Consider the following 24,163-nt stretch of genomic DNA (forward strand, 5'->3'; position numbering starts at 1 on the left):
TTTATAAATATGGTTTTATTTGGCATTAAAAAAGCGCAATCGGGGGATTGATCGCGCCTTAATTTATTAAGCTATTATTAATTTTTAAACAGCTGTGCTTTTAATTTTTTATCGACAGGATTTTTGCCTAACCAAATACTCCAAAGTGCTTTTTTAAAGGCTAAGCCTTTAATATGGGTCAGTTGCTCTCCATTTTTCGAAATGCTTGTCCCAGCTTCAGGCTGATACGTAAATTGAAAAAGATCTTCTTTTTCAACACCTTGCTTAAACACATTTAGGAATGCCTCAATTTCGTTTTGAATAGCCTCGGGATTACCTTGTGTCGATTTTTCAAATCCTTCGCGAATGGCTTTATCCATCTTTTCGGCAGTAATAAGTCCCGAAATAATACTTAGGCGAATCACAGCCGTTTCGTTATTTGAAACAACAAGGTCTGCATCTTGCTTGGTGTTTGAAACAAATAGACCGAGTGTGTACATGTCCATCCACAACTTAACTCGTGTACCAGTTCCTTTCAGATGAAGTTCTTGATTCTCGATTTTTAGATTTTTAGGAAATACCTCAGTTTTGTTTTGTGACATGGCATTTAAACTGAAAAAAGCCAGAATTATAGGAATAAGTAATTTTTTCATTCTGATAGATTTGAAGTTTGTAAAGAATAATCTTAGCTATAGAGAATTTTAGCATAGCATAAGTAAAAGGTTGCAACAATATTAACCAAATAATTGAGCCAAAGAGGGTATTGTCGTTTACCTGATTTCAGATCTCCTTCGAGTATGTATATAAAAGTAAATAGTACGCCAAAGGCCCACATCAAAAGAAAAGACCAATTGAAACTGCTTACATCTTTGGTTTCCCATGTTTGAATCACTTGGGGAATAACACCAATACTGAGTATAATATTTCCAAACCAACCCAATGATTTGAAGAAACTTATTTTTTTGAAAAATTTGTGCATAATTGTTTCGTCTTTTCTTGTTCAACTAACAATAATACAAATATTCTATTTATAAACTCAGCATATACTTAATTATCGACTCATTAAAACTGTTATGCCTGTAATGATTTGTTTTAGTAGCAAGATGTCTGGTTCTTGACATATTACCCGTATAGGTTTTGTGCAAGACACCAAATCCAGCAGTATAACCTGTAAAATAAAACTTCGTTAGTATCTGTTGAGCTCCCAAAGCAAGAAAGGCCCCATTGAATAGAAAGGTAAATGAACCTTCAGTAATTTTCCCACAGTATATCTGCCCGGCACCAGGGATGAATCGAGATAGGTTTTCTGCTTTCTCAACTGATTTTAACTTGGGTAAATTCTTTTTAGAATATAAGGAATCAATTTGCTTAGTGATAACAGTAAATTTGTCTTTTAATGAAGCCTGATTGCTAATATATTCTTTTGCCCTTTCCTGAGCTTTTGCCCACTGTTTCATTTCATTTAAAATGAAGATTTCAATCAGAAGTGTTTCATTAGGGAGGTTCTTATTTTTGAGTTTATGCCTAAGTTGAGTTATTTGCATTTGAGCCTTCTGAAGCTTATTGTCCAGATAATACGAAAGGCTCAACTCTTTTTTAACATTGGTGTAGTTCTCAATGCTTTCTCTAAACAGATTTATTCTCTCAAGTGTTTTGCATGATTTCGTAAAATCAGAAAGTTGTTTATAGCATTGTGCTTTTTTATATAGGGTCCTAAGTAAATCTTGTTCCTCTGCTGAGAAGTATAAGAAACGCTCGTACTCGATAGCAGCAAACTTATATTTTCCAATAGAAAATAAGCTGTCTGCTTTCAATAATACGCTATCATTTTGCCCTTTACTAGTTGAAGATATTGCGCAAAGGAATATGAATATTAAATAATATTTTTTGATCCATTTCATGATTAAACTCTTCGTTTGATATTTTTACAGAAAACACTGATCCATAAATATTGCCTACATAAAATATGGTGAATATCGATCCAAATAGGATTGTTTTAAAATTTTTGATGCCTAGTTTCCTATGATTTTCCCATGTTACTAATCCAGTAGAAGTAACCATCAGCATAGATGCAATTCCTTCTCCCGTTTTGCCAGCATATATTTTACCTGAACCTGGAACAACAGCTGACATTAAACCAGCTAGCCACATTTTTTTCGGTTTTCTATTCTTTATTGAAGCATGTAATTTATTAAGGTTGACAACTTCGGATTGTAGAGACGGAAGAATATCCGTTGTTTTTAGACGACTTGTTTCATATGTATTTAAATCCCTTTCTAATAAAGCGATTCCTGAGATTTCAAAGTTTTTTAATTGCACCAATTTTTGATTCAATTCAATCTGCAAGAGTACTTGTTTGGCATCATTATAGTTTTGGGTATGTGCATAATTATAGGCTGCAAAAAACTGACTTTTGTGATAAAATGAAGATTCTGGTTTAACCTTTTGAAGACTCTGAGCAGAACTTTCCAGTTGTTTAAGAGAATATAGACTCCATCCCTTAAGGTAGTGTAAACTATCGCTATTGGTTTTTTTATCGAGAAGGTTGAGTTCAAGCAGAGCTTCATCGAAGTCATTTGATTTAATGAGATGATGCGCAAACTCCAATCGTTGTTTTATGGAGTACTGGCCCAATAGATTAAGTGATAATGCACAGAAAAGGACTAAAATTATTATTTTTTTCACTTTGACTCAAGATTGATTATCGGTTTGATTCTATAATAGCTAACACTATCATGAGCATGATGGCTTTTTTGATCGAACTTAAAATAGTTAATACTGGTTGCGGCAATTCTATTGCATCTACAAATTCTGTCAGAGCTAAGGAAGATTCCTTTTACTAAACCATATTCTCTGATAGCATCTTTACTAAAGTCTGAGCAAGTTGGATGATAAAGACAATCTGCAGAAAATTGCTGAGATAGAACATTTTGATAAAGGTATAGTAGAGATCCAAAACCTAAACTGATAGGGTTATATTTTTTTAACCAACTTTTTTCGTTCTTATAGATATACTCTCGACTAGGCTTCTTGGTGTTAAGTGTATTCGTTTTTGTCTTGAGGATAAGTTGAATATTGCTTGATTCTTTGCTTTGTGCCTGTGTTAAGATGCATAAACAGAGTATGAAGCTAAAGGTGAATGTCAGCTTATAAATCTGATTTATTAACTTTTGCATTGTCTGGAACTTTAAAGTTGAAATAGGATGACGAAGGCGTATTAGAGACTTTAATATTTGAATATATTGTGCGTTGAACAATGGAATCTTTTTCTGGAGTATAACTTATTTCTGTCACCTTAGTTGGCATTTGAAAATAGGTTGTTGAGAAGTAATCGTAGTAATAAATCTTTTTTAAGATGTCGCCTTCGGAGTTAAAATAGGCTGCATATATAGGATTATCACCTTCGTAAACGACCTCAACCTTCTTAACGGCATTCATTTCTTGAGGAGCTTCCCAAACAAAGATCAGGTACTTTTCATCTAGTCTTGAATCTATCATAGTAAAACCCTCTCTTTCCAAGCCTAAATCTTGTTGTTGGTTGCTGGAAAAATAATAGATTAATTCGTTCTCACTCGATAGGGTAATATCTTGTGTGAAAGTAACTGTATTCGTTTTGGGAATATAAAGTTTTATTTCTCCTTTTCTGTTGCTTACTTTTATGAATTCTGTGGGAGAACTGTATGACGAGACGAGTATGCCTTGTTCTTTATCGTAGAAAAAATCAGCATGAGCTTTGCTCAGTAAGCCTTTTTTATATGATTGATTATCCATACTGAAACTGATATAGTTTGAGTTCTTTTGAGCAAACAAAACAGTAGGGAATAGGATACAAAGGAAAAATGATAATCGAATAAGCAACATGTTAAATTATTTGATTTTTTTAATGAAATTGCTGCTATAAATCACAAAGATGATATGGATTTATAACAGCAATCATAAAATAACACTTTAAGGTATTACCACATAAAGAATTTTGGATTGTCTACAAATTGACTGATGTCATCGTAATTTATTATAAGAACAATAAAATCGACTAATGGGACTAGTCCGAAAATACCACCACAAGTTAAGATGTACCCAACTCCAGTCATAACCTTAGTTCCAAGATAAAAACGGTGGATCCCTAATCCCCCTAAAAAGAAATCTAATACGATCGCTAATAAAGGATCTTTAGCCTTCAAACTAGAATTTAAGTTTGCTGTAGATGTCATCAAGTTTGAAGACATGTCAGTTAAATTCATCATGATGGTTGTTGAAGCTTTTTCAAACAATACATCAATCTTTGCATCGTTGATTTGGTAGTTAGATGCCTCTACATTCGAAAATGTAAACATTGTGCAAATAAATGCAACTACGAATAAAAACTTTTTCATTTAATTATAATTTATATGTTCAAACCTAAATTAAGAAAATAAATCTATTTAATAGGCTTTATACTTAATTATTGAATAAGTCTGTTAAAATCATCACCAGTAGGATTCTGGAATACTCTAAGATTAAACTCAGGAACAATAGCCAAAATGTGATCAAATATATCAGCTTGTATAGCTTCATAATTGGCCCATTCCTGATCATTAGAGAAAACATAAATCTCAATTGGAAGTCCTTTTTCTGAAGGCTGAAGTTGACGGACCAGGAAAGTCATATCATTATGAATTTTGGGATGATTTTCTAAGTAGGCTTCAATATACTTTCTGAATGTTCCAATATTAGTTAAGCGTTTTTGATTTACAGGAATTTCATTTTCAGGATTGGCTTGCTTGATCTCTTCTTTCTTTTCTTGAATATAGCTGGTGATTAGTTTCACTTTCTCGGCCATCTCAATTTCCTGGTCAGACAAAAAATGAATAGATTTTACGTCGATATTCAGATGACGTTTAATTCTTCTCCCACCTGATTCTTCCATCCCTTTCCAGTTGTTGAATGATTCTGATACAAGAGCATAGGTCGGTATAGTACTAATCGTTTTATCCCAGTTTTGAACTTTCACCGTATTTAAACTGATATCGATAACGGTTCCATCTGCATTTTTCGATGGCATACTAATCCAATCGCCAATACTCACCATCTTGTTGGCTGAGAGTTGAATGGAAGCAACAAAGCCTAATATAGTATCCTTAAATACCAAAATAAGAACAGCAGCGAAAGCACCCATTGTGCCTAGAACTACAGTTGGCGTTTTATCAATTAAGATTCCTATGATAGAAATACATCCCATTACGTAGAAAAAGATCTTGACAATCTGGATGTAACCTTTTATGGGGCGGGTTTTGCTAACGGTTAGTGTGTTGTATATATCATTAGCCGCACTAAGGAATGAGTCTATAAGCATTAAAGCTAAGATAATCATGTAAATCTGAGTGGCTTGTTGAATAAACTGCCCTGTAGGTTCATGATAAATCAAACCAGCACTAAAATTGATAATGATGGCTGGAGCAAAATGGGATAATTTATTAAAAACTTTTCTTTCCAACAGAATATCGTCCCAATGCGTTTTGGTTTTTCGTACGAGTTTAGTAATGATGGTAATCAAAACTTTTCTAGAAATGATATCGGAAAGCCAGGCTAGGATCAAAACGACAACAACAGCAATTGCTGATTGTAGAATAATTGCAAAGTTTTCAGCAATACCTTGATTGATTAGCCAATCTCTTAAATGGGATCCAAGTAGTTCTTTCATGTTTACTTATCTATGAATGAGGATGTTTTGAATGCAATTGATAGTATGTCCAGTTGCGATTAATATATGAACAAATATATTGAATCGCTTTATTAAAAAGAAACTTGAAAGGAATTCCTCTAAAGAGAATATTTTAAACGTTATAAATAACTTAAAGAGCTGAAAAAGATCATTAAAATGCTGTAAATTTTCTCTTAAGTTTGCAATAACCTTAAACATATAGAAATGATACGATCTTTAACCTTAATCTTAAGCGTGCTATTAGTAGCAACAAAGTTGAGTTTTGCCTCAGTTGATTTTGATACTTATTTTGAGCACAAAACATTACGAGTTGATTATTTACTTGGAGGGAATGCAAATGAGCAGACTGTTTTTTTGCAGAACTTAAAGAAGGAATCTCACTGGGGAGGTTCAACAAAAAATCTTGTAGATAGCTTTAATTATGGTAACTTTCGATATAAGTTGATTGATAAAACTTCAGGAATTTTAATTTATTCTAGAGGCTTTGGGTCTTTGTTTCAGGAATGGCAATCTACTCCAGAGGCAAAAACTTTGAATAGATCCTATTATCAGGTGAATGTGATGCCTTTTCCTAAGAATAAGGTTCAGTTTATTATTGACTATAGAAATAGAGACGGTGTTTTTGTACAACTTTTTGAATACGAGATTGATCCAACGAATTATTTTATTTTAGATGAAACGGCAATTAAAGTTGAGCACTCTAAGATCTTGGGTCATGGAAATAATGATTCTAGTATTGATGTGGCTTTCATAGCTGAAGGCTATACTCAGGAAGAAATGGGGAAATTTAGAGCAGATGTCGAGCGCGTTGCAGGTTATATTTTAAATGTAGAACCTTTTAAAACTTATGCTGATCGATTTAATATTTATGCCTTGGAATCTATTTCAGAAGAATCAGGACCAGATATTCCAGGGAAGCATATTTATAAGAACACAGTTCTAAATTCAAATTTCTATACTTTTGATTCGGAGCGATACCTTACAACCTCTGATTTGAAGAGTATGTATGATATTGCCGCTAATGTACCTTATGATCAGATTTTCGTATTAATAAATACTGAAAAATATGGCGGTGCAGGTATCTATAATTATTACACTTCTTGCGCTTCTGATCATAAATTATCCAGAGAAGTTGCCAGCCACGAGTTTGGACATGGATTTGTTGGTTTAGCTGATGAATATTACACTTCAGGCGTATCAGTAGAGGATTTCTATAATTTGAAAGTAGAACCTTGGGAACCTAATATTACAACCTTAGTCGATTTTGAAAGTAAGTGGAAGTCGATGATAGAAGAGGGACTTGTTACACCTACACCTAGAACTAAAGATTATGAAGATAAAGTTGGTCTTTTCGAAGGAGGTGGTTATATGAGCAAAGGAATTTATTCTCCTGTTCAGGATTGTAAAATGAAATCGAATAATAAAGATGAATTCTGTCCTGTTTGCCAGAAAGCTTGTGAAAGAATGATCAAGTTTATAATTGGAGAATAGCCCTGATATTTCATTATAAAAAATGCACTCATGTTGATGAGTGCATTTTTTTTGAATAGGTTACTTTAGATTCCTATTCTTTTTCCTTTTTAGCAAGGCTATAGAAGGCTAGTAAAGCCAGTCCTCCAAATAAGAAGATCATTGAGAAATATGAAACCTCTTCGCTCATGCGAGTATACTCATCAAGAATATTTCCAACCAGAATACCAATTGCTAATCCGATAGCTAAAATTCCGTATTTTAAACTTTCCTGAGTTCTATCTTTAGTTGCACTAACTAAAAGTTCAGCGCTAAGACCTTTTTCAATTAAAGCTTTTCTTTCACGATGACGGTGAACAAGAAAAATGCATAATGGTATAATTCCAAAAACAGAAATAATTGCGACTACTCCAGTGATATCCATAATATAAGTTTTAAATTTAAATAATATTCTTTTTTTGTAATAAAAGCCTTATGTTTTTCGCTTTCAACTTTATGACGCCATGTTTGAAGAAAGGGTTACAAATAAAAGAACTTTTTTTGATAGGGTATTTACCTGTTTGTTAATCATTATATAGTTGTGTTGTCATTTTATCTGTAACCAATATAAGTTTGGTGCGTCTAACTAATAGATGATTCAAAATAGATGCAACATTTAATGATTTTTTTCAGTCTATTGTATTGTGGGGAGGAAGGTGAGCAGGTAATTATCTCTAAAACAAGTTTGTTTAAACATGAAATCTAACAAGGATAGCTATTACATACAGAAAATTAAAAATGGTGATGTTGGAGCCTATGCCTATTTGGTCGACCGTCATAAAAAAATGGCTTTTAATATTGCTATGCAACTAATTGGGAATAGAGAGGATGCAGAAGAAATCACTCAAGATGCTTTCTTAAAAGCTTATCAGGCATTAGATAGTTATAAAGGAGAATCGAAATTTTCAACTTGGCTCTATCGTATCATATACAATGCATCTATTTCGAAGATGCGAAAAAAAAAATTAGATCAGGTCTCCATTGATGATGATTATAATGCTTCGGTTAGTGTGAAATCGACCCAGTCGGCACTTCAAGCTTTAACGAATGAGGAGCAGAAACTATATATAGATAAAGCTCTTAATAAAATGAGTAGTGAAGAAAAGACTATAATAAACCTCTTTTATTTAGAAGAGAATTCTATTGATGAGGTTTGTGAAATTACTGGATTGAGTGTAGCAAATGTAAAAGTTAAATTACATCGATCTCGTAAGAAATTATACGGTATCTTAGAGCAGTTTTTACAAGAAGAGTTGAAGACGATACTTTAAGATGATGATTAAACAAATAGAATAAAAAGAAACTTGCTTTTCTAATTGAGACAAAATTTGGAACTGATGCAAAAGGAAGATATATATAAAGATGAGTTCATAAAAAAGTTACTGAATAAGGTTGAGCTTGAAGAACCATCGGCTGATTTCACCAAGCATGTGATGGATGATGTGATGCAGGATTGGCTGACCAATTCGGTGAGTGTGAAGAAGCGCATGCCAATTAAACGTTTATTGATATTAATTGCTTTGGTCTTATTGGCTGTTGTGATACTTTTAGGAACTGATGTACACAGTATTGTTGCTTCTTGGGAGCATCCTTTAATCAAGCAAGTGAATGCTATCCTAATTCAGCCGATTCATGATTTATTAATGGGGGCAGTTGACCGTATCGTGAGTCTGCCTACTGTTGTTTATATTATTATGATTGGAGGGACTTCATTAATTGTATTTGATAATCTTGTGAAAAAGATGTTACATCAATCGTAAAACCTTTATTTAAAGAACAAAAAAAATGCTGTCGAATGATCGACAGCATTTTTTTATGTGAATTTTCATTCCTAGAATGGAAGATCATCTTCTTCTGGAGCAGGAGGCATATCTGCAGCATTGAATTCTGGCATTTCAGCAGCAGCGGCCGCTTGCATTTTTTCAATTCTCCAAGCTTCAAGATTTGAAAAGTAGTTTACTTTTCCATCTTTTTCCCATTTTCTTCCTTTAATATTGAAAGAAACTTTAATGTTTTCATTAACAGAAACTGTCTCTAATAAATCACAACGATCCTGAGTTAATTGAAACTTAATGAAATCGTTCCACTCAGAATTTCTTTCGTTTTCAACCTCAATAACAAATTCTCTTTTCTTAAAACGATCACTTACTTGTTGAGTATCCTCTTTAAGGATAACCTTACCGTTAATTTCAAAGTTCATATAAATATCTTTTGTTTAGTAAGTATTTACTAATGTTTGATTATTGTAAATTTTCTTTAGAAAGAATTACTCTCTGATGATTACGATTTTATCGATAACATCACCACCTTTAATTTGGTCGATTACTTCAAGACCTTCTACAACCTTGCCAAAACAAGTGTGCTGACGATCTAAGTGAGCGGTGTTCTCGCGACTATGACAGATGAAAAATTGTGATCCACCTGTATTTCTTCCAGCGTGAGCCATAGAAAGAACACCTCTATCATGGAACTGGTTACCACCAGTCAATTCACATTTGATAGTATGACCTGGTCCACCTGCACCTGTTCCATCAGGACATCCACCTTGAATAACAAAGTTTGGAATTACACGGTGAAAAGTTAATCCATCGTAAAATCCTTTTTCTGAAAGAGTAACAAAATTTTGAACTGTTGTAGGTGCATCTTGTTCGAAGAATTCCACCTTCATTAGACCTTTTTCTGTATGAATTTCTGCTTGTAACATATCTTTGATTTTTATTAATTTTTATTCTATAATATTGAAGATTGAAAGTACTCATTTTCTTTTAAAATGTCTTTCTAAGATGGGAGATATTCAAAATTGCTTCCGATCCAGATGCTTTAAGCATAAGTCCTATTGGTTGTAATCTAGTAACTTGTCGTCTTAAAAAATGTCTGAGCTAAAATGAAATTCTTTCAGTTCAATTAGGCTACAAAGCTAAGAAAAGAATTGTACTCGCAAAAGAGAAAAAAAATCCCTTCCCGAAATAAATCGAAAAGGGAATATCTTAATAGAGGTCTGTTAAAACAGATTCTATAATATTAAAATTGATTAGGAAATTATTTTGTAGCAGGAGCTGCTGCAGCAACAATTTCAAGTAGCTCTACTTCGAAAATCAAAGTTGAGTTTGGTCCGATATTAGCACCTGCTCCACGAGGACCATAAGCTAAAGCAGAAGGAATATAAAGTTCCCACTTAGAACCAACAGGCATTAATTGTAAAGCCTCAGTCCATCCTTTGATTACACGAGTAGGTAAGAATTTTGCTGGTTCGTTACGTTTGTATGAAGAATCAAATTCTTTACCATCAATTGTTGTTCCACGGTAATGTACACTAACTTCTTGATCTTTAGTTGGAATTGCTCCAGTTCCAGCAGTTAGAATTTTGTATTGAAGTCCACTTTCAGTTGTTACAACACCTTCTTTGCCTTTATTCTCTTCTAGAAATTTCTCACCAATAGCAATATTTGCTTGAGCAGCTTTATCTTTAAGCTCTTTAATGAATTTGTTGATGATTGCACCACCAGCACGAGGCTCGATTCTTAAATCTTCCTGAGCTAAAGCAGCGTTTAAACCTGCTAAAAGAGCATCTTGATTAACTTCGTTTAAGCTGTTTTGTAATAAGTTCCCTCCGAAACTAGCACCGATACTATAGCTTACAGAATCAACAGTTGTGTTCAAAGCCATGTTTGTGTCTACTTTCTTATCGCAAGAGCTAAATGCGAATACGCCAAGTCCTAATGCTAGAGTTAATACTTTTAATTTCATTGTTTTGAATATTTAGTTTATCTGTGAAAAATTATACAATTTCTAATAACTCTACTTCAAACATTAGAGTTGTGTGTGGTCCGATTAAGTTACCAGCACCTTGTGCACCATAAGCAAGGTTAGATGGAACGAATAATTTCCATTTTGAACCAAGAGGCATTAATTGAAGTGCTTCAACCCATCCTGCAATTACACCGTTTACTGGGAATACAGCAGGTTCTCCACGATCTACAGAGCTATCGAAGACAGTTCCATTAATCAATGTTCCATGGTAATGACACTTAACGCTATCAGTAGCTTTAGGCAAATCACCTTTACCTTCAGTAATGATTTGGTACTGAAGACCGCTTTCTAGTTCAATGATGCCTTCATTTTTTTTATTCTCTTCAAGGAACATTTTTCCTTCACCTATAGCCTGACCAGCCTGTTCTTCTTGCATCTTTGTGAAAAATTCCTGTAGAATGCCATTTGCTTCTTCTGGAGACAATTCTGGCATTTTACCATTAAAAGCTGCTTCAAGTGCTTCAACAAATGGCTCAGTGCTTATAGTCTTAACACCTGATGTAATTAAATTGCTTGCAATGCTTAAACCAAGGCAATAGCTTACCTTATCTTGTTCTTCAGTATATTTCATTTATTCAAAATTATTCATCCCAAAAATGATTGTGAAATTTCAAAATGCAGATATTAAAATACTTGCAATAGAAATTGATCTTCATTTGTTTTGAGAAATTTCAGTATTAAGTTATTTTGTTGTTTTTCAGAGTATTATAACTTCTGTGAAAAATAAAGCCCTAAGTTAACAGTTTTCTCTAAAAATGCGAGAATAGGATAAGTTTTTTAAGACTTTTTAAATTTATTCAGTATGATTTTCAGAATTTAGAATTCTCAATTTTCGTAGCTCTTAAAATGTGATGTTTGCCTGGAGGTCCAGCTAATCTTTTGACTTCAAAACCCGATGAACGAAGTGCTCTCTTAACAATGCCCTTAGAACAGTATGTGACTAATATGGCATTAGGATTTGTACACTCATATAGTTTTTTGAATATTCCTTCGGTCCATAAATCTGGTTGAATATCAGGTGCAAAGGCGTCAAAGTAAATAAGATCATATTTATCTTTGAAGTCTATCTTTTTCAGATCTCCATTTATTTTATTGAGTCTGAAATTGGCTGAGATTTCACAGGTTCTATTCCATTCAACTTGATGTAGTTTCTTAAACAAGTCTTTATTTTCAAAATCAATTTGATCCGGATAATTTAAAACTTTTAGCTGTTCTTCATCGATAGGGTAACGTTCTAAGCTATGATAAACAATAGATCTTTTATTATTCTCTGCTTCCACAAGAGTCAAGTAGGCATTAAGGCCAGTTCCAAACCCAATTTCTAAAATACAAATTGGGTTTTTATCAGAAAAGTGTAGGCCTGCATTTATATAAACATGAATGGCTTCCTGAATAGCACCATGTGTTGAATGATAATGCTCGTTGAGTTCAGGAATAAATATGGTGTGAGAACCATCTTCGGTTAATTTAATTTCTCGTTTCAGCATAGTGATTATTAAAAAGGATAATATTCAATTCTACTTAAGATTATTTTTCAGATTTGATTTGTGAAACGGTTAGGGCTTGTTGTCTTAGTCTACTAGGAATAAGATTAATCCATTTTTTCTGAAAAGGCAATTCATGATCATTTTCTGGATGACGAATCAGAATGATAATAAAACCTAAAAATAAGAAACTGCCTTTTAATATACTTGATAAGGTAAGTCCCCACCATACAGAAGTTACGGGGACAGAATCAGGATTAAGATATTCTGAAAAAAGAGGTAGTATATCAACGAGACTGAAAGCAAAAACAAAAGCAAATGGGATGCGCAGAACGTTTCCAATTATTCCAATTATAGTTGGAGGCATGGCTTTGCCAATGCCATTAAATGCGCCAGTAGCCGTAATTTCTATACACATGAAAACCTGAGAAAAACTTAGAATCATTAAATAAACAATTCCCATTTTAAGAACATCGGGTTCACTTTTTTTGATGAAAAGACTGAATATTTCTGCTCCGAAGAAGTAAAATAAAGCTGTACTGATTAGACCTAAAGTTGAGGCGATGCCTAAAGTAATAAAAAAACCTTTTTGAATTCTATCCCAACGCTTGGCGCCATAGTTTTGGCCTGTAAAAGTTCCGAGTGCAGATGAAAAGCCTAAGGCTGTCATCCAGGAAAGAGCTTCAATTTGTGAACCAATTGATTGTACAGAGAAAGGTATATTGTTACCCTGAGCAATATAATTCAGCACGCGTGCAAGGAGCATTGAAAGTATAGCAAAGCAGGTTGATTGAAGGGCAACTGGACCACCAATTTTGATAATGGGTTTTAAGAATTGTTTATTTAGTTTGCCCAGATATTGCTTGGTGTTAAGAGGATTGTGTTTTCCTTTAAGATGTAACATAAATAATCCAAATACTAGAATTTGAGAAGCTACAGTAGCTATACCTGCACCTTCTGCTCCCATAGCTGGAATGCTTCCCCATCCAAAAATAAGAATGGGATCTAGAATCATATTTAAAATTAGTCCTACAGCGTTGACGTAGAAAGGCACTTTTGTATTACCAGTTCCATTATATATCCCCGAAAGGGTTATATTAGAAAAGGTGAAGGGCATCCCAATTGCTACAATTCTTAGATACACAAAGGCTGTTTGATTTACAAAATCATTTTCAATCTGAAAGAGGTTAACAATTGGTCCAGTGAATAACCAGACTAAAAAACCAAAACCTATAGAAATAAGGAATGATAAGCCAAAAGCATTTCGTGAAAAAGCTTTGGCATCATCCATATTTTTGCGTCCGACAGATTGTGAGATACAAACTTCGGCTCCAATTTTGGGAATGAACATAAGAGAAGATCCCAGCCAAACTAAGTAAAGAGCAATACCAACAGCACTAACCGTTTCGCTTCCTACACGACCTAACCAAGCCATATCGGTCATATTGTAGGCCATTTGTACAAATGACGTTGCAATAATTGGGATGGCAAGCTTTAGAATTTGAGGGAGAATTCTACCTGCTGTAAGATCTTTTATTTGTGACACTTAATGAACTTTTATTATTAGAAAAATAGGGATTGAAGATGGAAACCTTAAAATTGAATAGAATCTCCATAAAATAATGTCATGCAAAATTAAGAAATAGAAGCAATAATATTGAAATTAGCTTGATTAATTCAGATCTTGCAGCCATTATGACGGAAGATGTAATCAGAAAGATAATTCATATTGACATGGACGCTTTTTTTGCTTCGGTTGAGCAAAAAGATAATCCTGAACTTAAGGGTAAAGCCGTGGCTGTTGGTGGAGGTGGAGATAGAGGCGTTGTTGCTGCCGCGAGTTATGAGGCAAGGAAATTTGGAGTTCGATCTGCTATGGCATCGAAATCAGCATTGAAACGCTGCCCGCATCTGATATTTGTAAATCCTCGTCATTCTCGATATAAAGAGATTTCTGATCAAATCATGGCAATTTTTCATGAGTTTACAGATTTGGTTGAACCACTCTCTATTGATGAGGCTTTTCTTGATGTTAGCCACAATAAGATGGGATTGCCTTCTGCTACAGCAATTGCAGAGGAGATTAAACGAAGAGTTAAAGAGGAAACGGGTTTAACAGCTTCTGCAGGTATTTCAGTCAATAAATTTTTGGCAAAAATTGCATCAGACTATCAAAAACCAGATGGTTTGTTTGTAATAAAGCCCAAAATGGTAGAGTCGTTTATCGAAAAATTAAGTATCGAAAAGTTTTTTGGTGTGGGTAAGGTGACTGCTGAAAAGATGCATCAAATTGGAATTTTTCATGGTAAGGATTTGAAAAAGCGTTCATTGTTGGAATTAACTCGTTTGTTTGGAAAAAATGGAGCTTACTATTATAATATTGTCCGAGGCATTGATCATAGAGAAGTTGACCCCCATCGGATAAGAAAATCAGTGAGTACTGAGAATACTTTTCTTGATGATATTAGAAATAAGGAAGAGCTCAAGATAAGATTAGAAGAGTTGGTCTTAGACCTTTATCGACGCTTACAACGGACTAAATTTAAGGGACGTACCATTAATCTGAAAATTAAGTACAGTAATTTTGAACAAATAACGCGTTCTCGTACAGTTTTGCATGAGATTACAGATTACAAAGAAATTGTAGAATTGTCAAATAATATACTTGATCAACTTGAGCTGACAGACAGTATTCGCCTATTGGGGGTTGGTGTTTCCAACCAAATAAAACCGAATGAAGTGGTTCAACTGACTTTTGATTTTTAATAGTGAGTAATTATGTTTTTAAATATCGTTCATTAAGAATGATTTCTCTATTTTTGCCTCATATTAAAAGATATTTAAGTATTTTATTTTGAAAAAATGCAAAAACACCTAAATAGTTTATTGTGGGCAGCTTGCTTTATCATAGCAATTGCTTGCAATCCTCAGGCAAAGCAACAAGCTGGGATTTTCGCTGCTAATTCTAGTATCGACTCAAGTCTTGATCAGCAGGCTCTTCAGGATACGACTTTTATCAATATGATTAATCATTATAAAGTAGGACTTGATTCTCAGATGAATCAATTAGTTTCTGTTACTAATGAAGCCATGATGTCTGGTAAACCTGAATCTTTATTGAGTAATTATATTGCAGATGCTATGCTTGCAATAGGTAATAAATACTGTCAAGACAATAAGCTAGGACACGGTATTGATCTGTCTATTATCAATAATGGCGGTTTACGAACTAGTCTTCCCAAAGGAAATATATCAATAGGAAAATTGTTTGAACTTTTGCCTTTCGAAAATAAGTTGGTCATTATTGGAATGAAAGGTTCCGATTTGATGAATGTGTTAAGATATCTTGCTGCTAAAAATGGTGAAGGTGTTTCTGGTATTAAGATGGGAATAAAAGATAGAAAAGTGGATGATGTTAAAATTGGAGGAAAAGCCATAGACTTAAATAAGATCTACCATCTTATCAGTATCGATTATTTGGTAAATGGAGGCGATGGCATGAACTCGTTTGACAAAAGAGAAAATTTTCGTCATATTCATATGAAACTTCGTGAAGCGATTATTGAACATGCTAAGGTGTTATATCAATCAGGTGTTGAAATCAAGTCAGAATTAGATGGGAGGATTTACTATGAACAGTAGAAGAGATTTTTTTAAGAAGCTAGGAATGGGAGGTCTGTTTTTAGGCTTGGGTGCTTACACTTTACCTTCACAAGCAGCCAAAAATAATCTGACCAAAATTACACTTCTCCATACCAATGATATGCACTCTCATATCGATCCTTTTCCGGAATCTGATCCAAAACATCCAGGTTTAGGAGGATTTGCACGTATCAACGCCTTGGTCAAAAAAATTAGGGCAAAAGAAGAACATACCTTATTGCTCGATTGTGGTGACATTTATCAAGGGACTCCTTATTTCAATTTCTTTAAAGGGGAAGCTGAATTGAAATTGATGTCTAAGATAGGATACGATGCAGGTACTATTGGGAATCACGAATTTGATAATGGTCTTGTTGGTATTTCGTCTCAGATGAAACATATGAACTTTCCATTCATTAATTCGAATTATGATTTTACAGGTACAGAATTGGAAGGGAAAATTAAGTCGTACCAAATTTTTAATAAAGGAAATATCAAAATTGGTATTTTTGGCTTAGGTGTTGAACTAGATGGTTTAGTTTCGAGTCAGAATTGTGAAGGCGTGGTTTATAACGATCCTATTTCTGTTGCCGAGAATATGGTGAAGATTTTGAAAGAGGAACAAAATTGTGACCTAGTAATTTGTCTGTCTCATATTGGTTATAGTGCAGCAGAAGGTGAAGTCTCCGATTTATACTTGGCAAAGAATACCAGTGGAATTGATGTTATTCTGGGTGGGCATTCGCATACACTTTTGGAAACGGCGACTCGTGTTAGTAATTTAGATGGAACCGAAGTGGTTATTAATCAGGTGGGTTGGGCAGGCATCGCTCTTGGTCGAATCGATTTTTATATTGATAAGGAAGAAGGTGTTAAGCTTGCAAGTTCAACTTTGCATAGCATTGATAAGAGACTAGAAGCCTAAAACTTGAATACGATCCTACTATTGGATACTAATTACAGATTATGAAGAAACTATTAAAAAAATTGGACAAGTCGAATATGGCCTATTTCGAAGGTGTCCTTTCAATAATTGCTAATCTTTTGTTGTTTGCTCTAAAATATTGGGCAGGTATAGTAACAGGATCTATTGCTATTATGGCTGACGCCTGGCATACTTTATCAGATAGCTTGAGTTCGGTTATCGTATTATTAGGATCGAAATTTTCAAAGAAACCTGCTGATAAGGATCATCCTTTCGGTCATGGTCGTGCCGATTTAATTGCAGCTTTTGTCATTGGTATAATGCTTTTGCTTGTTGCTTTCGATTTTATTTTAGAATCGTATGATGCTCTAAAAAATAGAGAAAGTTCTATGTTTGGAAGCTTGGCTATTTATGTCATGATTATATCAGTTATCTTCAAAGAATTACTGGCTCAGTTTGCCTTCTGGGGTGCAAGAAAAACGGAATCAAAGGTGCTTAAAGCAGATGCATGGCATCACAGAAGTGATGCCATATCATCTTTAGTTATTTTGGCTGGTATCTTTTTAGGTAAATATTTTTGGTGGATTGATGGAGCTTTAGGACTTATTGTAGCTTTGTTAATTGGCTATGCCGCTTATGAAATTATTAGAGATTCAATCTATACTTTATTAGGCGAAAGTCCTTCAAAGGACATTATAGATAAACTAAAATTAACTTGCGAACGTTCTTACCCTGAAAACTTATATCCACATCATTTTCATGTTCATTCTTATGGCGATCACAATGAGATTACCTTTCATATTTGTTTACCACCTGAAATGACCATTCGAGAAGCCCATGAGATTGTTGATCATATAGAAAATCAGATCGCAAAGGAACATGCCTATTCAGCTACCTTACATATTGATCCTAATGATCAGGAACATATCAGTATCGATTATTAAATTGTAATCTAAGCTTTTGCGACTTTCAAGTTTTTCTTTGCAAATAAGACAGCCATTACAGCACCCCCAATAATAAATGCAGCTCCAATCATTGAAATAGGATCAAGATTTTCGGTTTTAATCCATTGTACGTTCATATTTGAAAGAACAGCCATCGTAATGAGAGTAATGATAGGATTTAAGGTAACAATAATGCTCACTTTATAGGCTTCGGTGTATTTAAAGGCAAAAGCGAGAGATCCATATGCGACTAAAGTATTTACACCAAGGAAAATGACAATCAGCCAAATTGGAAAACTTAATTCAGCGAAAGCAGGAAAATCTACAGTGGGTGTATAGAGCAATGCGGGTAGACCATAAAGAAACATATTCAGTGTCTGAGCTGGGTGTTTCTGTACTAATTTCTTTTGCAAGGCTGCATATAGTACCCAGGCTATAGCTCCAATCTCTATCCAAAGAAAGCCCCTGTTAAAAGCCTGAGGATCGTGAAGAAAACCTTGTAGCTGATTTTGATAGAATAATATAAGACCGATTCCAGCAATAGCAAAGCCTCCTATTTGTTTGGTATTCAGTCTTTCTTTGTAGACTATAAAACCGACTAGTGCCAGTAGTATTGGCCCGGTTTGAATAATGATTTGCGCATTGCTAGGGCTGGTATAATTCACCCCTTGCAGAAAACCAATATAGTTTAAGCCCAAGGCTAAAGCTGCTACCACGAGTATAACAGGAGGTCGTCTGAATATTTGCAGTTGTTTTCTATCAGTAAATAGATAGTAAATAATGAGAACGCCAGATGCAAAAGTAAATCGAAACCAAACAATGGAATTTGGGTCAAGATACTTAAGACTAACCTTCAGGAAAATAGGTAAAAAGCCCCAAAGAAAAGCTGTTAGGCAAGCAAATAAAACCCCTTTAAGATTTGTTGATATTCCTGAATTTCCCATTTGTTAGATCATGTTATTTAGAATGGATTTAATCTGGACGAAAGTAAACTAATTTTTTAGAATAATTACGCCTATGGAATATGATTTTAATCTTGTTTACATTTTTATCGTATTTTTGATCGTGGTCTGATTAATAGATTGTTGGGCTTAGTGTTTGGCATTGGGTAAGTCAAAACAGACGTAGCCTAGAGCTTTCCATACCTCAAGAACTTGATTTAATCCAATTTCGAAACTAGAATATTCAGTATTGTCTGAATGAAGGATAAATTGATTGTTTTCGAGATCTTTTTGAATTCGTTTATACACAATACCATCTTCAGAGCTTACTACGACATGGCAAGAGCCATTACGTATAAGTTCCCAATCTTGTACATATTCACAAATAATATAAGCTCCAGCAGGAATTGGTAACATACTTTCACCTTCAATTTGAAAAGCACGATAACTTTTATTTTCTGATAGCTCAGAAAAAGGCATTCTGAAATTAGGTAACTCACTTATAAACTCTGTATCTGAGTAACCATTTAAGTAGCCAGCTGCGGCCTTCATTGGAACTAAAGTTATCATTTCTTCATTTTGGGTATCCACAACAATAGGGAGAATTCTCAATTTATTACCTTTAGTGTCTTGTAATTTCTCTCTATCTAATGCACTAATATCCGTCAGGACTAATTCATCTATGCTTCTATTGAAGAAATTTGTGAATTTAAGAATCGTATCTAGCTTAGGTGTTGATCTCTTTTTTTCGTAAGCCGATATTGATGAAGCTCCAATCCCTATTTTAAAAGAGAGTTTACTTTGTGATAATCGCTTTCTGAGACGAAGATATTTTAAATTATTTGCGAAATATTGCATATTGTTCGGTCTGAGGGATAGTATAAACTAAAAATTCGTGCAAAAGTAAAGAATACTTGTTGATATTGGCCTCGAATTCTTGTAATTTGGACTTACAAAATCAAAAAATACATACGATGACGATTATAAAAGTTAAATCACCATTTGATGGTCGATTGCTTCAGGAAATTCCCTTAATGGATAGCGAAATTGTAGAAGAAAAAATGGCTAAAGCATATGCTCTTTTTCAAGATCGCTCGCGCTGGCTTAAACCTTATGAGCGAATTGCGATTCTTGAACGAACTAAGAAATTGATGGAATCTCGAGTTGAAGATCTTACTAAGATCGCAGCTTCCGAAGGTGGTAAACCTTATCAGGATTCTAAAGTTGAAGTTTTGCGTGCTATTAATGGGGTTCAATTAGCTATAGAATATATTGGTCAAATTAAAGGTGATCAAATTCCTATGGGAATGACTGCAGCCTCTTTAAATCGTTTGGCTTTTTCTATGCCTGAACCGATTGGTGTTGTTTTGAGTATCTCAGCGTTTAATCATCCTTTGAATTTAGCAGTGCATCAAATTATTCCTGCTTTTGCCGTGGGATGTCCAGTTATTATTAAACCAGCAAGTAGTACGCCTATGTCGGCTATTGAGCTTGTGAAAATTATGAAAGAGGCAGGTTTGCCTGCTGATTGGGCTGAGGTGGTGATTTGTAATCGTGAAAATGCTGAGCTTATGGTGAAGGATAGTCGAGTGAATTATTTTTCATTTATTGGATCAGCCGAAGTGGGCTGGGCTTTGCGCTCGAAGTTAGCTCCTGGCACACACTGTGCTATGGAACATGGTGGTTCTGCTCCAGTTATTGTTGAAGCCGATACCGATATCGACGAAGCGATTTCTTTATTAGGGAAAGGTGCTTTTTATCATGCAGGTCAAGTCTGTGTCTCTGTTCAAAGAGTTTTTGTTCACGATTCAATAATGGATGAGTTTAGCAAGAAGCTGGTTGTATATGCCAAAAGTATAAAAGTTGGTGACCCACTTGATCCATTCACGGAGGTCGGTCCAATGATTGATTCCTGGGAACAAGAAAGAGTTCATACCTGGGTGAATGAGGCTGTGAAAGAAGGTGCAGAGCTATTATTTGGTGGACGTAAGTGCATGGCAACATGCTATCAACCTTCCATTTTACTAAATCCTAGCGAGGATTCAAAAGTTTCAAAATTGGAAGTTTTTGGACCAGTGGTTTGTCTGTACACTTATAGTAAGTTACAAGAAGCTATTGACCGTAGTAATTCTCTTGATTTAGCTTTTCAGGCTTCCATTTTTACCAAAAATATGGATAAGGCACTCGATGCCGTTAGCCAACTCAATGCCTCAGCTGTTATGGTGAATGACCACACAGCATTTCGTGTGGATTGGATGCCTTTTGGTGGTAGAGATGCGTCAGGAATTGGAGTAGGAGGGATTCCTTATTCAATGAAAGAAATGACTCGAGATAAATTAATGGTCATTCGATCAAAATCAATTTAGATGATATAGAAAGAGGCTGTCCATGTAGACAGCCTCTTTTGAATAATATAGTTTGTATTCTATTCCATATGTTTTAAGTTAACGGCATATAAAATGATGAAGAGGATTGTTATAAATCCTCCTATTCCAAGAGTCATCATACCAACTTCCATACCTATAAAATAGAGAGGAACGAGCATCCAAAATAGATTAACTGCTGAGTATAAATAAAACCCATTCTTTTTAAGTTTGAACATTAAGAAAATGCCTAATAAGCTTAATAACGCAAATAGAATGTTTGTAGCTGTCATTGGACCTAAGTTCTCAGCTGTTTTTTCAAGAATCAGAAGACCATTTTGAGCTGTTTCATATAAGAAGCCAGAATCCATGCCCGCATCTTCCATCCTTTCTAAACCTTCTTCAATTTGAGCTAATTTATCGGGATAAGTTTTGTCAAAAGTTACATATTGATAGAGTGGTTGAAGTAAACCAAATCCTCCACTTCCGATTAATGATAAAATACATAGTACTGTAATAAATGTTGGTCTTTTTTTAGGTACTACAATTTGAGTAATGTCTTCCATGGGTATAAAATTAAAGTGTTAGTTATAGGTTAATTGATTATAGAATGATTAGGACATATGCTTTAGATTGATCGCATATAAAGCAATAAAAAGTAATGAGAAAAAGCCTGAAAAGAAAATGGACATACTTACTAATAAATTCCATCCTAAAGTGATAGGCCCAATGGCTAAGAATCCTACCTGAGCGGCAATATAAATATAGAAACCAATTTTCTTCATTTTAAACATGTAGATAGCACCAACTATACTTAGAGCACTAAAAATGAATTTTAGTAAAGAAATAGTGAAGATGTTTTCCATGGCCAGGATTGCAACATTTAGCATTTCTTCAACAAATTTATCTCCTGGATTGTTTCCTAATTGGTTAAATGCTTCATCAAACATCGAGGGCTCAAAAAAATCCATAAAAGGTGCTATAAACATAGACATGAGATTTCCCATAACCCCCATTCCGCTTCCTATAAAAGTCAGAACACAAAGTACTGTTAGTAGAGCTGGACGAGGAGTTGGATGTACTGATATCGTTTCCATATTAGGTTTTGTTTGGTGTTATTTTTTATCTAATTAAGAATTTTTTGACGGTAATAAATGTACAAAAAAGGAAACAATTAATTACATAAAATAGATAAGTACTGTAAATAACTCGATTTTGATATCTCTAACTCCTATGAATAAAAATAAACGAAGAAATAAATTCTGAAATTTTCAAGTGTAAAATTTATTGATTGTTAGTTGTTTATTGTATTATTCAAAAGCTATTGTAAAAAAGGTCTTAAATATTTTTTTAATAGGCCTAATTGCCTATTTTTGGGAAATTGAAAAGAGGTGGGAATCATGCTTTTTTAGAGGTAATTATAACTTGTAATTCAGCGGATTGTAATTGATTTGATTAGCCCTCGATTCAATTGATTTGAGTTTTGATTTTAATGAATAATTAGGATCTAACTTACAGAATAGCACTGACAGATTTTATAAAATAAACAAAAGAAAAAACAACAATGGAAAGAGATACTCTTATTTTCGACCTGATTGGACAAGAACACAATCGTCAGAAAGAAGGAATCGAATTGATCGCTTCAGAGAACTTTGTAAGTGAGCAAGTAATGCAAGCTATGGGTTCATGTTTAACTAACAAGTATGCTGAAGGATATCCTGGTAAGCGTTACTATGGTGGTTGTCAGATCGTAGATCAAACTGAGCAGTTGGCAATTGATAGAGCTTGTGAATTATTTGGTGCAGAGTATGCTAATGTTCAGCCTCACTCAGGCGCTCAGGCAAATGCAGCTGTATTTTATGCTTGCATGAAGCCAGGTGATACTTTCTTGGGATTAGATTTAGCTCACGGAGGTCACCTTTCTCATGGTTCTCCAGTAAATCTTTCTGGTAATTTATACAATCCAATTCCTTACCACGTAAATGAGGAAACTGGTCTTGTTGATTATGATGAGGTAGAAGCTTTAGCTTTAGAGCATAAGCCAAAAATGATTGTGGCAGGAGCTTCTGCTTACTCTCGTGATTGGGATTTTGTAAGATTACGTGAAATTGCTGATAAAGTTGGTTGTTTATTAATGGCTGATATTGCTCACCCAGCTGGTCTTATAGCTAAAGGCTTGTTGAGTAACCCAATTCCTTATGTACATATCGCTACAACTACAACTCACAAAACACTTCGTGGACCACGTGGTGGTTTGATTTTGGTAGGTAAAGATTTCCCAAATCCTTGGGGACAAACGACTCCAAAGGGAGAAATCAAGATGATGTCTCAAGTTTTAGATTTTGCTGTATTCCCTGGACAACAAGGTGGACCTTTGGAGCATGTTATCGCTGCAAAAGCTGTTGCTTTTGGTGAAGCTTTAACTGATAGCTACAAAGATTACGCAATTCAGATGCAAAAGAATGCTAAGGTAATGGCTGAAGAGTTCATTAAACTTGGTTATAAAGTTGTTTCTAACGGAACTGATAACCACTCTATGTTGGTTGACCTTCGTTCTAAATTTCCAGAAATTACGGGTAAGAAAGTTGAGAATGTATTGGTGAAAGCTGATATCACTATCAACAAGAACATGGTTCCATTTGATACCCGTTCTCCATTTGCAACTTCTGGTATTCGTGTTGGTACTCCTGCAATCACAACTCGTGGTCTTAAGGAAACAGAAATGCCAATTATTGTTGCAATGATTGATGAAGTAATCTCTAACATCGATAACGAAGACGTTATTGCTTCAGTTAAAACTCGTGTTAATGAATTGATGACTGAGCGTCCAATGTTTGCTTGGTAATTTTTATTACGGATATATTT

General features: G+C 34.4%; 28 protein-coding genes. 9 read left to right on the forward strand and 19 right to left on the reverse strand.

Annotation, left to right across the window (positions count from 1 at the left end; translation table 11 throughout):
* Positions 1 to 77: 77 nt before the first annotated feature.
* The 8 genes from DWB61_RS05080 to DWB61_RS05115 form a co-directional block, all read right to left on the reverse strand.
* Positions 78 to 632 (reverse strand): chalcone isomerase family protein, encoded by a 555-nt coding sequence (locus tag DWB61_RS05080; protein WP_125029804.1) that lies wholly within the window; start codon positions 630 to 632, stop codon positions 78 to 80.
* A 32-nt stretch (positions 633 to 664) separates the two neighbouring features.
* A complete protein-coding gene (locus DWB61_RS05085) occupies positions 665 to 958 on the reverse strand; it encodes a PQ-loop domain-containing transporter (RefSeq protein WP_125029805.1) in 294 nt (97 codons plus the stop codon).
* A gap of 49 nt (positions 959 to 1,007) precedes the next feature.
* The gene (locus tag DWB61_RS05090; RefSeq protein WP_158614372.1) at positions 1,008 to 1,880 is read right to left on the reverse strand and encodes a tetratricopeptide repeat protein; all 873 of its coding nucleotides are present in this window, start codon (positions 1,878 to 1,880) and stop codon (positions 1,008 to 1,010) included.
* Positions 1,819 to 2,664 (reverse strand): tetratricopeptide repeat protein, encoded by an 846-nt coding sequence (locus DWB61_RS05095; protein ID WP_125029807.1) that lies wholly within the window; start codon positions 2,662 to 2,664, stop codon positions 1,819 to 1,821. Before DWB61_RS05095 ends, DWB61_RS05090 begins: the two co-directional genes overlap by 62 nt.
* Positions 2,661 to 3,155 (reverse strand): membrane protein insertion efficiency factor YidD, encoded by a 495-nt coding sequence (gene yidD / locus DWB61_RS05100; RefSeq protein WP_125029808.1) that lies wholly within the window; start codon positions 3,153 to 3,155, stop codon positions 2,661 to 2,663. Before yidD ends, DWB61_RS05095 begins: the two co-directional genes overlap by 4 nt.
* Positions 3,127 to 3,840 (reverse strand): hypothetical protein, encoded by a 714-nt coding sequence (locus DWB61_RS05105; RefSeq protein WP_125029809.1) that lies wholly within the window; start codon positions 3,838 to 3,840, stop codon positions 3,127 to 3,129. Before DWB61_RS05105 ends, yidD begins: the two co-directional genes overlap by 29 nt.
* A 95-nt stretch (positions 3,841 to 3,935) precedes the next feature.
* On the reverse strand, positions 3,936 to 4,352 hold the full coding sequence (locus DWB61_RS05110) for a TM2 domain-containing protein (RefSeq protein WP_125029810.1): 417 nt from the start codon (positions 4,350 to 4,352) through the stop codon (positions 3,936 to 3,938).
* A gap of 68 nt (positions 4,353 to 4,420) precedes the next feature.
* The gene (locus tag DWB61_RS05115; protein WP_125029811.1) at positions 4,421 to 5,659 is read right to left on the reverse strand and encodes a mechanosensitive ion channel family protein; all 1,239 of its coding nucleotides are present in this window, start codon (positions 5,657 to 5,659) and stop codon (positions 4,421 to 4,423) included.
* A 225-nt stretch (positions 5,660 to 5,884) separates the two neighbouring features.
* Here DWB61_RS05115 and DWB61_RS05120 point away from each other — a divergent pair, with 225 nt between their 5' ends.
* The gene (locus tag DWB61_RS05120) at positions 5,885 to 7,171 is read left to right on the forward strand and encodes a M64 family metallopeptidase (protein WP_125029812.1); all 1,287 of its coding nucleotides are present in this window, start codon (positions 5,885 to 5,887) and stop codon (positions 7,169 to 7,171) included.
* Positions 7,172 to 7,244: 73 nt separating this feature from the next.
* Here DWB61_RS05120 and DWB61_RS05125 read toward each other — a convergent pair whose 3' ends face one another.
* Entirely contained in the window at positions 7,245 to 7,574 is a 330-nt protein-coding gene (locus DWB61_RS05125; RefSeq protein ID WP_156190183.1) for a DUF6249 domain-containing protein, read from the reverse strand.
* A gap of 310 nt (positions 7,575 to 7,884) precedes the next feature.
* On the opposite strand from DWB61_RS05125, the gene DWB61_RS05130 reads away from it, so the two are divergent.
* Positions 7,885 to 8,460 carry an RNA polymerase sigma factor gene (locus DWB61_RS05130; RefSeq protein WP_125029813.1) on the forward strand — a complete coding sequence of 192 codons (576 nt, stop codon included), beginning with the start codon at positions 7,885 to 7,887 and terminating at the stop codon, positions 8,458 to 8,460.
* A 66-nt stretch (positions 8,461 to 8,526) separates the two neighbouring features.
* Positions 8,527 to 8,949, forward strand: a complete 423-nt coding sequence (locus tag DWB61_RS05135; RefSeq protein ID WP_125029814.1) for a hypothetical protein — start codon at positions 8,527 to 8,529, stop codon at positions 8,947 to 8,949.
* 71 nt (positions 8,950 to 9,020) lie between these two features.
* Here DWB61_RS05135 and DWB61_RS05140 read toward each other — a convergent pair whose 3' ends face one another.
* The 6 genes from DWB61_RS05140 to DWB61_RS05165 all read right to left on the reverse strand — a co-directional run bounded on the left by DWB61_RS05140 (position 9,021) and on the right by DWB61_RS05165 (position 14,029).
* Positions 9,021 to 9,389 carry a DUF3127 domain-containing protein gene (locus tag DWB61_RS05140; RefSeq protein WP_125029815.1) on the reverse strand — a complete coding sequence of 123 codons (369 nt, stop codon included), beginning with the start codon at positions 9,387 to 9,389 and terminating at the stop codon, positions 9,021 to 9,023.
* A gap of 66 nt (positions 9,390 to 9,455) precedes the next feature.
* Positions 9,456 to 9,893, reverse strand: coding sequence for a peptidylprolyl isomerase (locus DWB61_RS05145; RefSeq protein WP_125029816.1), 438 nt, complete (start codon positions 9,891 to 9,893; stop codon positions 9,456 to 9,458).
* A 335-nt stretch (positions 9,894 to 10,228) separates the two neighbouring features.
* The gene (locus DWB61_RS05150; RefSeq protein ID WP_125029817.1) at positions 10,229 to 10,936 is read right to left on the reverse strand and encodes an FKBP-type peptidyl-prolyl cis-trans isomerase; all 708 of its coding nucleotides are present in this window, start codon (positions 10,934 to 10,936) and stop codon (positions 10,229 to 10,231) included.
* 31 nt (positions 10,937 to 10,967) lie between these two features.
* Positions 10,968 to 11,570 (reverse strand): FKBP-type peptidyl-prolyl cis-trans isomerase, encoded by a 603-nt coding sequence (locus DWB61_RS05155; protein WP_125029818.1) that lies wholly within the window; start codon positions 11,568 to 11,570, stop codon positions 10,968 to 10,970.
* A 238-nt stretch (positions 11,571 to 11,808) separates the two neighbouring features.
* Complete coding sequence (gene mnmD, locus DWB61_RS05160) at positions 11,809 to 12,486, reverse strand: tRNA (5-methylaminomethyl-2-thiouridine)(34)-methyltransferase MnmD (RefSeq protein ID WP_125029819.1); 678 nt, start codon at positions 12,484 to 12,486, stop codon at positions 11,809 to 11,811.
* A 40-nt stretch (positions 12,487 to 12,526) separates the two neighbouring features.
* Positions 12,527 to 14,029 carry an MATE family efflux transporter gene (locus tag DWB61_RS05165; RefSeq protein ID WP_125029820.1) on the reverse strand — a complete coding sequence of 501 codons (1,503 nt, stop codon included), beginning with the start codon at positions 14,027 to 14,029 and terminating at the stop codon, positions 12,527 to 12,529.
* A gap of 122 nt (positions 14,030 to 14,151) precedes the next feature.
* On the opposite strand from DWB61_RS05165, the gene dinB reads away from it, so the two are divergent.
* The 4 genes from dinB to DWB61_RS05185 all read left to right on the forward strand — a co-directional run bounded on the left by dinB (position 14,152) and on the right by DWB61_RS05185 (position 17,994).
* A complete protein-coding gene (gene dinB, locus DWB61_RS05170; RefSeq protein WP_225423355.1) occupies positions 14,152 to 15,249 on the forward strand; it encodes a DNA polymerase IV in 1,098 nt (365 codons plus the stop codon).
* A 96-nt stretch (positions 15,250 to 15,345) separates the two neighbouring features.
* On the forward strand, positions 15,346 to 16,125 hold the full coding sequence (locus DWB61_RS05175; protein ID WP_125029821.1) for a 5'-nucleotidase C-terminal domain-containing protein: 780 nt from the start codon (positions 15,346 to 15,348) through the stop codon (positions 16,123 to 16,125).
* A complete protein-coding gene (locus tag DWB61_RS05180) occupies positions 16,115 to 17,050 on the forward strand; it encodes a bifunctional metallophosphatase/5'-nucleotidase (RefSeq protein ID WP_197091145.1) in 936 nt (311 codons plus the stop codon). Before DWB61_RS05175 ends, DWB61_RS05180 begins: the two co-directional genes overlap by 11 nt.
* 41 nt (positions 17,051 to 17,091) lie before the next feature.
* Positions 17,092 to 17,994, forward strand: coding sequence for a cation diffusion facilitator family transporter (locus DWB61_RS05185; protein ID WP_191984764.1), 903 nt, complete (start codon positions 17,092 to 17,094; stop codon positions 17,992 to 17,994).
* An 8-nt stretch (positions 17,995 to 18,002) separates the two neighbouring features.
* On the opposite strand, the gene DWB61_RS05190 is transcribed toward DWB61_RS05185, so the two are convergent.
* Together DWB61_RS05190 and DWB61_RS05195 are read right to left on the reverse strand one after the other, a co-directional pair.
* The gene (locus DWB61_RS05190) at positions 18,003 to 18,938 is read right to left on the reverse strand and encodes a DMT family transporter (RefSeq protein WP_125029823.1); all 936 of its coding nucleotides are present in this window, start codon (positions 18,936 to 18,938) and stop codon (positions 18,003 to 18,005) included.
* A gap of 147 nt (positions 18,939 to 19,085) precedes the next feature.
* Positions 19,086 to 19,793, reverse strand: coding sequence for an XRE family transcriptional regulator (locus DWB61_RS05195; RefSeq protein ID WP_125029824.1), 708 nt, complete (start codon positions 19,791 to 19,793; stop codon positions 19,086 to 19,088).
* A 116-nt stretch (positions 19,794 to 19,909) separates the two neighbouring features.
* Between DWB61_RS05195 and DWB61_RS05200 the strand changes: the two genes are divergently transcribed.
* Positions 19,910 to 21,301, forward strand: a complete 1,392-nt coding sequence (locus DWB61_RS05200) for an aldehyde dehydrogenase family protein (RefSeq protein ID WP_125029825.1) — start codon at positions 19,910 to 19,912, stop codon at positions 21,299 to 21,301.
* Between the two features lie 59 nt (positions 21,302 to 21,360).
* Here the strand turns inward: DWB61_RS05200 and DWB61_RS05205 are convergent, their stop codons facing one another.
* Together DWB61_RS05205 and DWB61_RS05210 are read right to left on the reverse strand one after the other, a co-directional pair.
* Entirely contained in the window at positions 21,361 to 21,864 is a 504-nt protein-coding gene (locus DWB61_RS05205; protein ID WP_125029826.1) for a hypothetical protein, read from the reverse strand.
* 48 nt (positions 21,865 to 21,912) lie between these two features.
* Positions 21,913 to 22,395: a hypothetical protein gene (locus tag DWB61_RS05210; protein ID WP_125029827.1), complete on the reverse strand. Its 483-nt coding sequence runs from the start codon at positions 22,393 to 22,395 to the stop codon at positions 21,913 to 21,915.
* A gap of 467 nt (positions 22,396 to 22,862) precedes the next feature.
* Between DWB61_RS05210 and glyA the strand changes: the two genes are divergently transcribed.
* Entirely contained in the window at positions 22,863 to 24,143 is a 1,281-nt protein-coding gene (gene glyA / locus DWB61_RS05215; RefSeq protein ID WP_125029828.1) for a serine hydroxymethyltransferase, read from the forward strand.
* The last annotated feature ends 20 nt before the right edge of the window (positions 24,144 to 24,163 follow it).

This window comes from Ancylomarina euxina (assembly GCF_003863355.1).
In the GTDB taxonomy this organism is placed as follows: domain Bacteria; phylum Bacteroidota; class Bacteroidia; order Bacteroidales; family Marinifilaceae; genus Ancylomarina; species Ancylomarina euxinus.

Bases quoted from the DNA above. Each gene is read 5' to 3' on its own strand.
- DWB61_RS05080 (WP_125029804.1), bottom strand. From the start codon at position 632: ATGAAAAAATTACTTATTCCTATAATTCTGGCTTTTTTCAGTTTAAAT.
- DWB61_RS05085 (WP_125029805.1), bottom strand. From the start codon at position 958: ATGCACAAATTTTTCAAAAAAATAAGTTTCTTCAAATCATTGGGTTGG.
- DWB61_RS05090 (WP_158614372.1), bottom strand. From the start codon at position 1,880: ATGAAATGGATCAAAAAATATTATTTAATATTCATATTCCTTTGCGCA.
- yidD (WP_125029808.1), bottom strand. From the start codon at position 3,155: ATGCAAAAGTTAATAAATCAGATTTATAAGCTGACATTCACCTTTAGC.
- DWB61_RS05105 (WP_125029809.1), bottom strand. From the start codon at position 3,840: ATGTTGCTTATTCGATTATCATTTTTCCTTTGTATCCTATTCCCTACT.
- DWB61_RS05110 (WP_125029810.1), bottom strand. From the start codon at position 4,352: ATGAAAAAGTTTTTATTCGTAGTTGCATTTATTTGCACAATGTTTACA.
- DWB61_RS05115 (WP_125029811.1), bottom strand. From the start codon at position 5,659: ATGAAAGAACTACTTGGATCCCATTTAAGAGATTGGCTAATCAATCAA.
- DWB61_RS05120 (WP_125029812.1), top strand. From the start codon at position 5,885: ATGATACGATCTTTAACCTTAATCTTAAGCGTGCTATTAGTAGCAACA.
- DWB61_RS05125 (WP_156190183.1), bottom strand. From the start codon at position 7,574: ATGGATATCACTGGAGTAGTCGCAATTATTTCTGTTTTTGGAATTATA.
- DWB61_RS05130 (WP_125029813.1), top strand. From the start codon at position 7,885: ATGAAATCTAACAAGGATAGCTATTACATACAGAAAATTAAAAATGGT.
- DWB61_RS05135 (WP_125029814.1), top strand. From the start codon at position 8,527: ATGCAAAAGGAAGATATATATAAAGATGAGTTCATAAAAAAGTTACTG.
- DWB61_RS05140 (WP_125029815.1), bottom strand. From the start codon at position 9,389: ATGAACTTTGAAATTAACGGTAAGGTTATCCTTAAAGAGGATACTCAA.
- DWB61_RS05145 (WP_125029816.1), bottom strand. From the start codon at position 9,893: ATGTTACAAGCAGAAATTCATACAGAAAAAGGTCTAATGAAGGTGGAA.
- DWB61_RS05150 (WP_125029817.1), bottom strand. From the start codon at position 10,936: ATGAAATTAAAAGTATTAACTCTAGCATTAGGACTTGGCGTATTCGCA.
- DWB61_RS05155 (WP_125029818.1), bottom strand. From the start codon at position 11,570: ATGAAATATACTGAAGAACAAGATAAGGTAAGCTATTGCCTTGGTTTA.
- mnmD (WP_125029819.1), bottom strand. From the start codon at position 12,486: ATGCTGAAACGAGAAATTAAATTAACCGAAGATGGTTCTCACACCATA.
- DWB61_RS05175 (WP_125029821.1), top strand. From the start codon at position 15,346: ATGCAAAAACACCTAAATAGTTTATTGTGGGCAGCTTGCTTTATCATA.
- DWB61_RS05180 (WP_197091145.1), top strand. From the start codon at position 16,115: ATGAACAGTAGAAGAGATTTTTTTAAGAAGCTAGGAATGGGAGGTCTG.
- DWB61_RS05185 (WP_191984764.1), top strand. From the start codon at position 17,092: ATGAAGAAACTATTAAAAAAATTGGACAAGTCGAATATGGCCTATTTC.
- DWB61_RS05190 (WP_125029823.1), bottom strand. From the start codon at position 18,938: ATGGGAAATTCAGGAATATCAACAAATCTTAAAGGGGTTTTATTTGCT.
- DWB61_RS05195 (WP_125029824.1), bottom strand. From the start codon at position 19,793: ATGCAATATTTCGCAAATAATTTAAAATATCTTCGTCTCAGAAAGCGA.
- DWB61_RS05200 (WP_125029825.1), top strand. From the start codon at position 19,910: ATGACGATTATAAAAGTTAAATCACCATTTGATGGTCGATTGCTTCAG.
- DWB61_RS05205 (WP_125029826.1), bottom strand. From the start codon at position 21,864: ATGGAAGACATTACTCAAATTGTAGTACCTAAAAAAAGACCAACATTT.
- DWB61_RS05210 (WP_125029827.1), bottom strand. From the start codon at position 22,395: ATGGAAACGATATCAGTACATCCAACTCCTCGTCCAGCTCTACTAACA.
- glyA (WP_125029828.1), top strand. From the start codon at position 22,863: ATGGAAAGAGATACTCTTATTTTCGACCTGATTGGACAAGAACACAAT.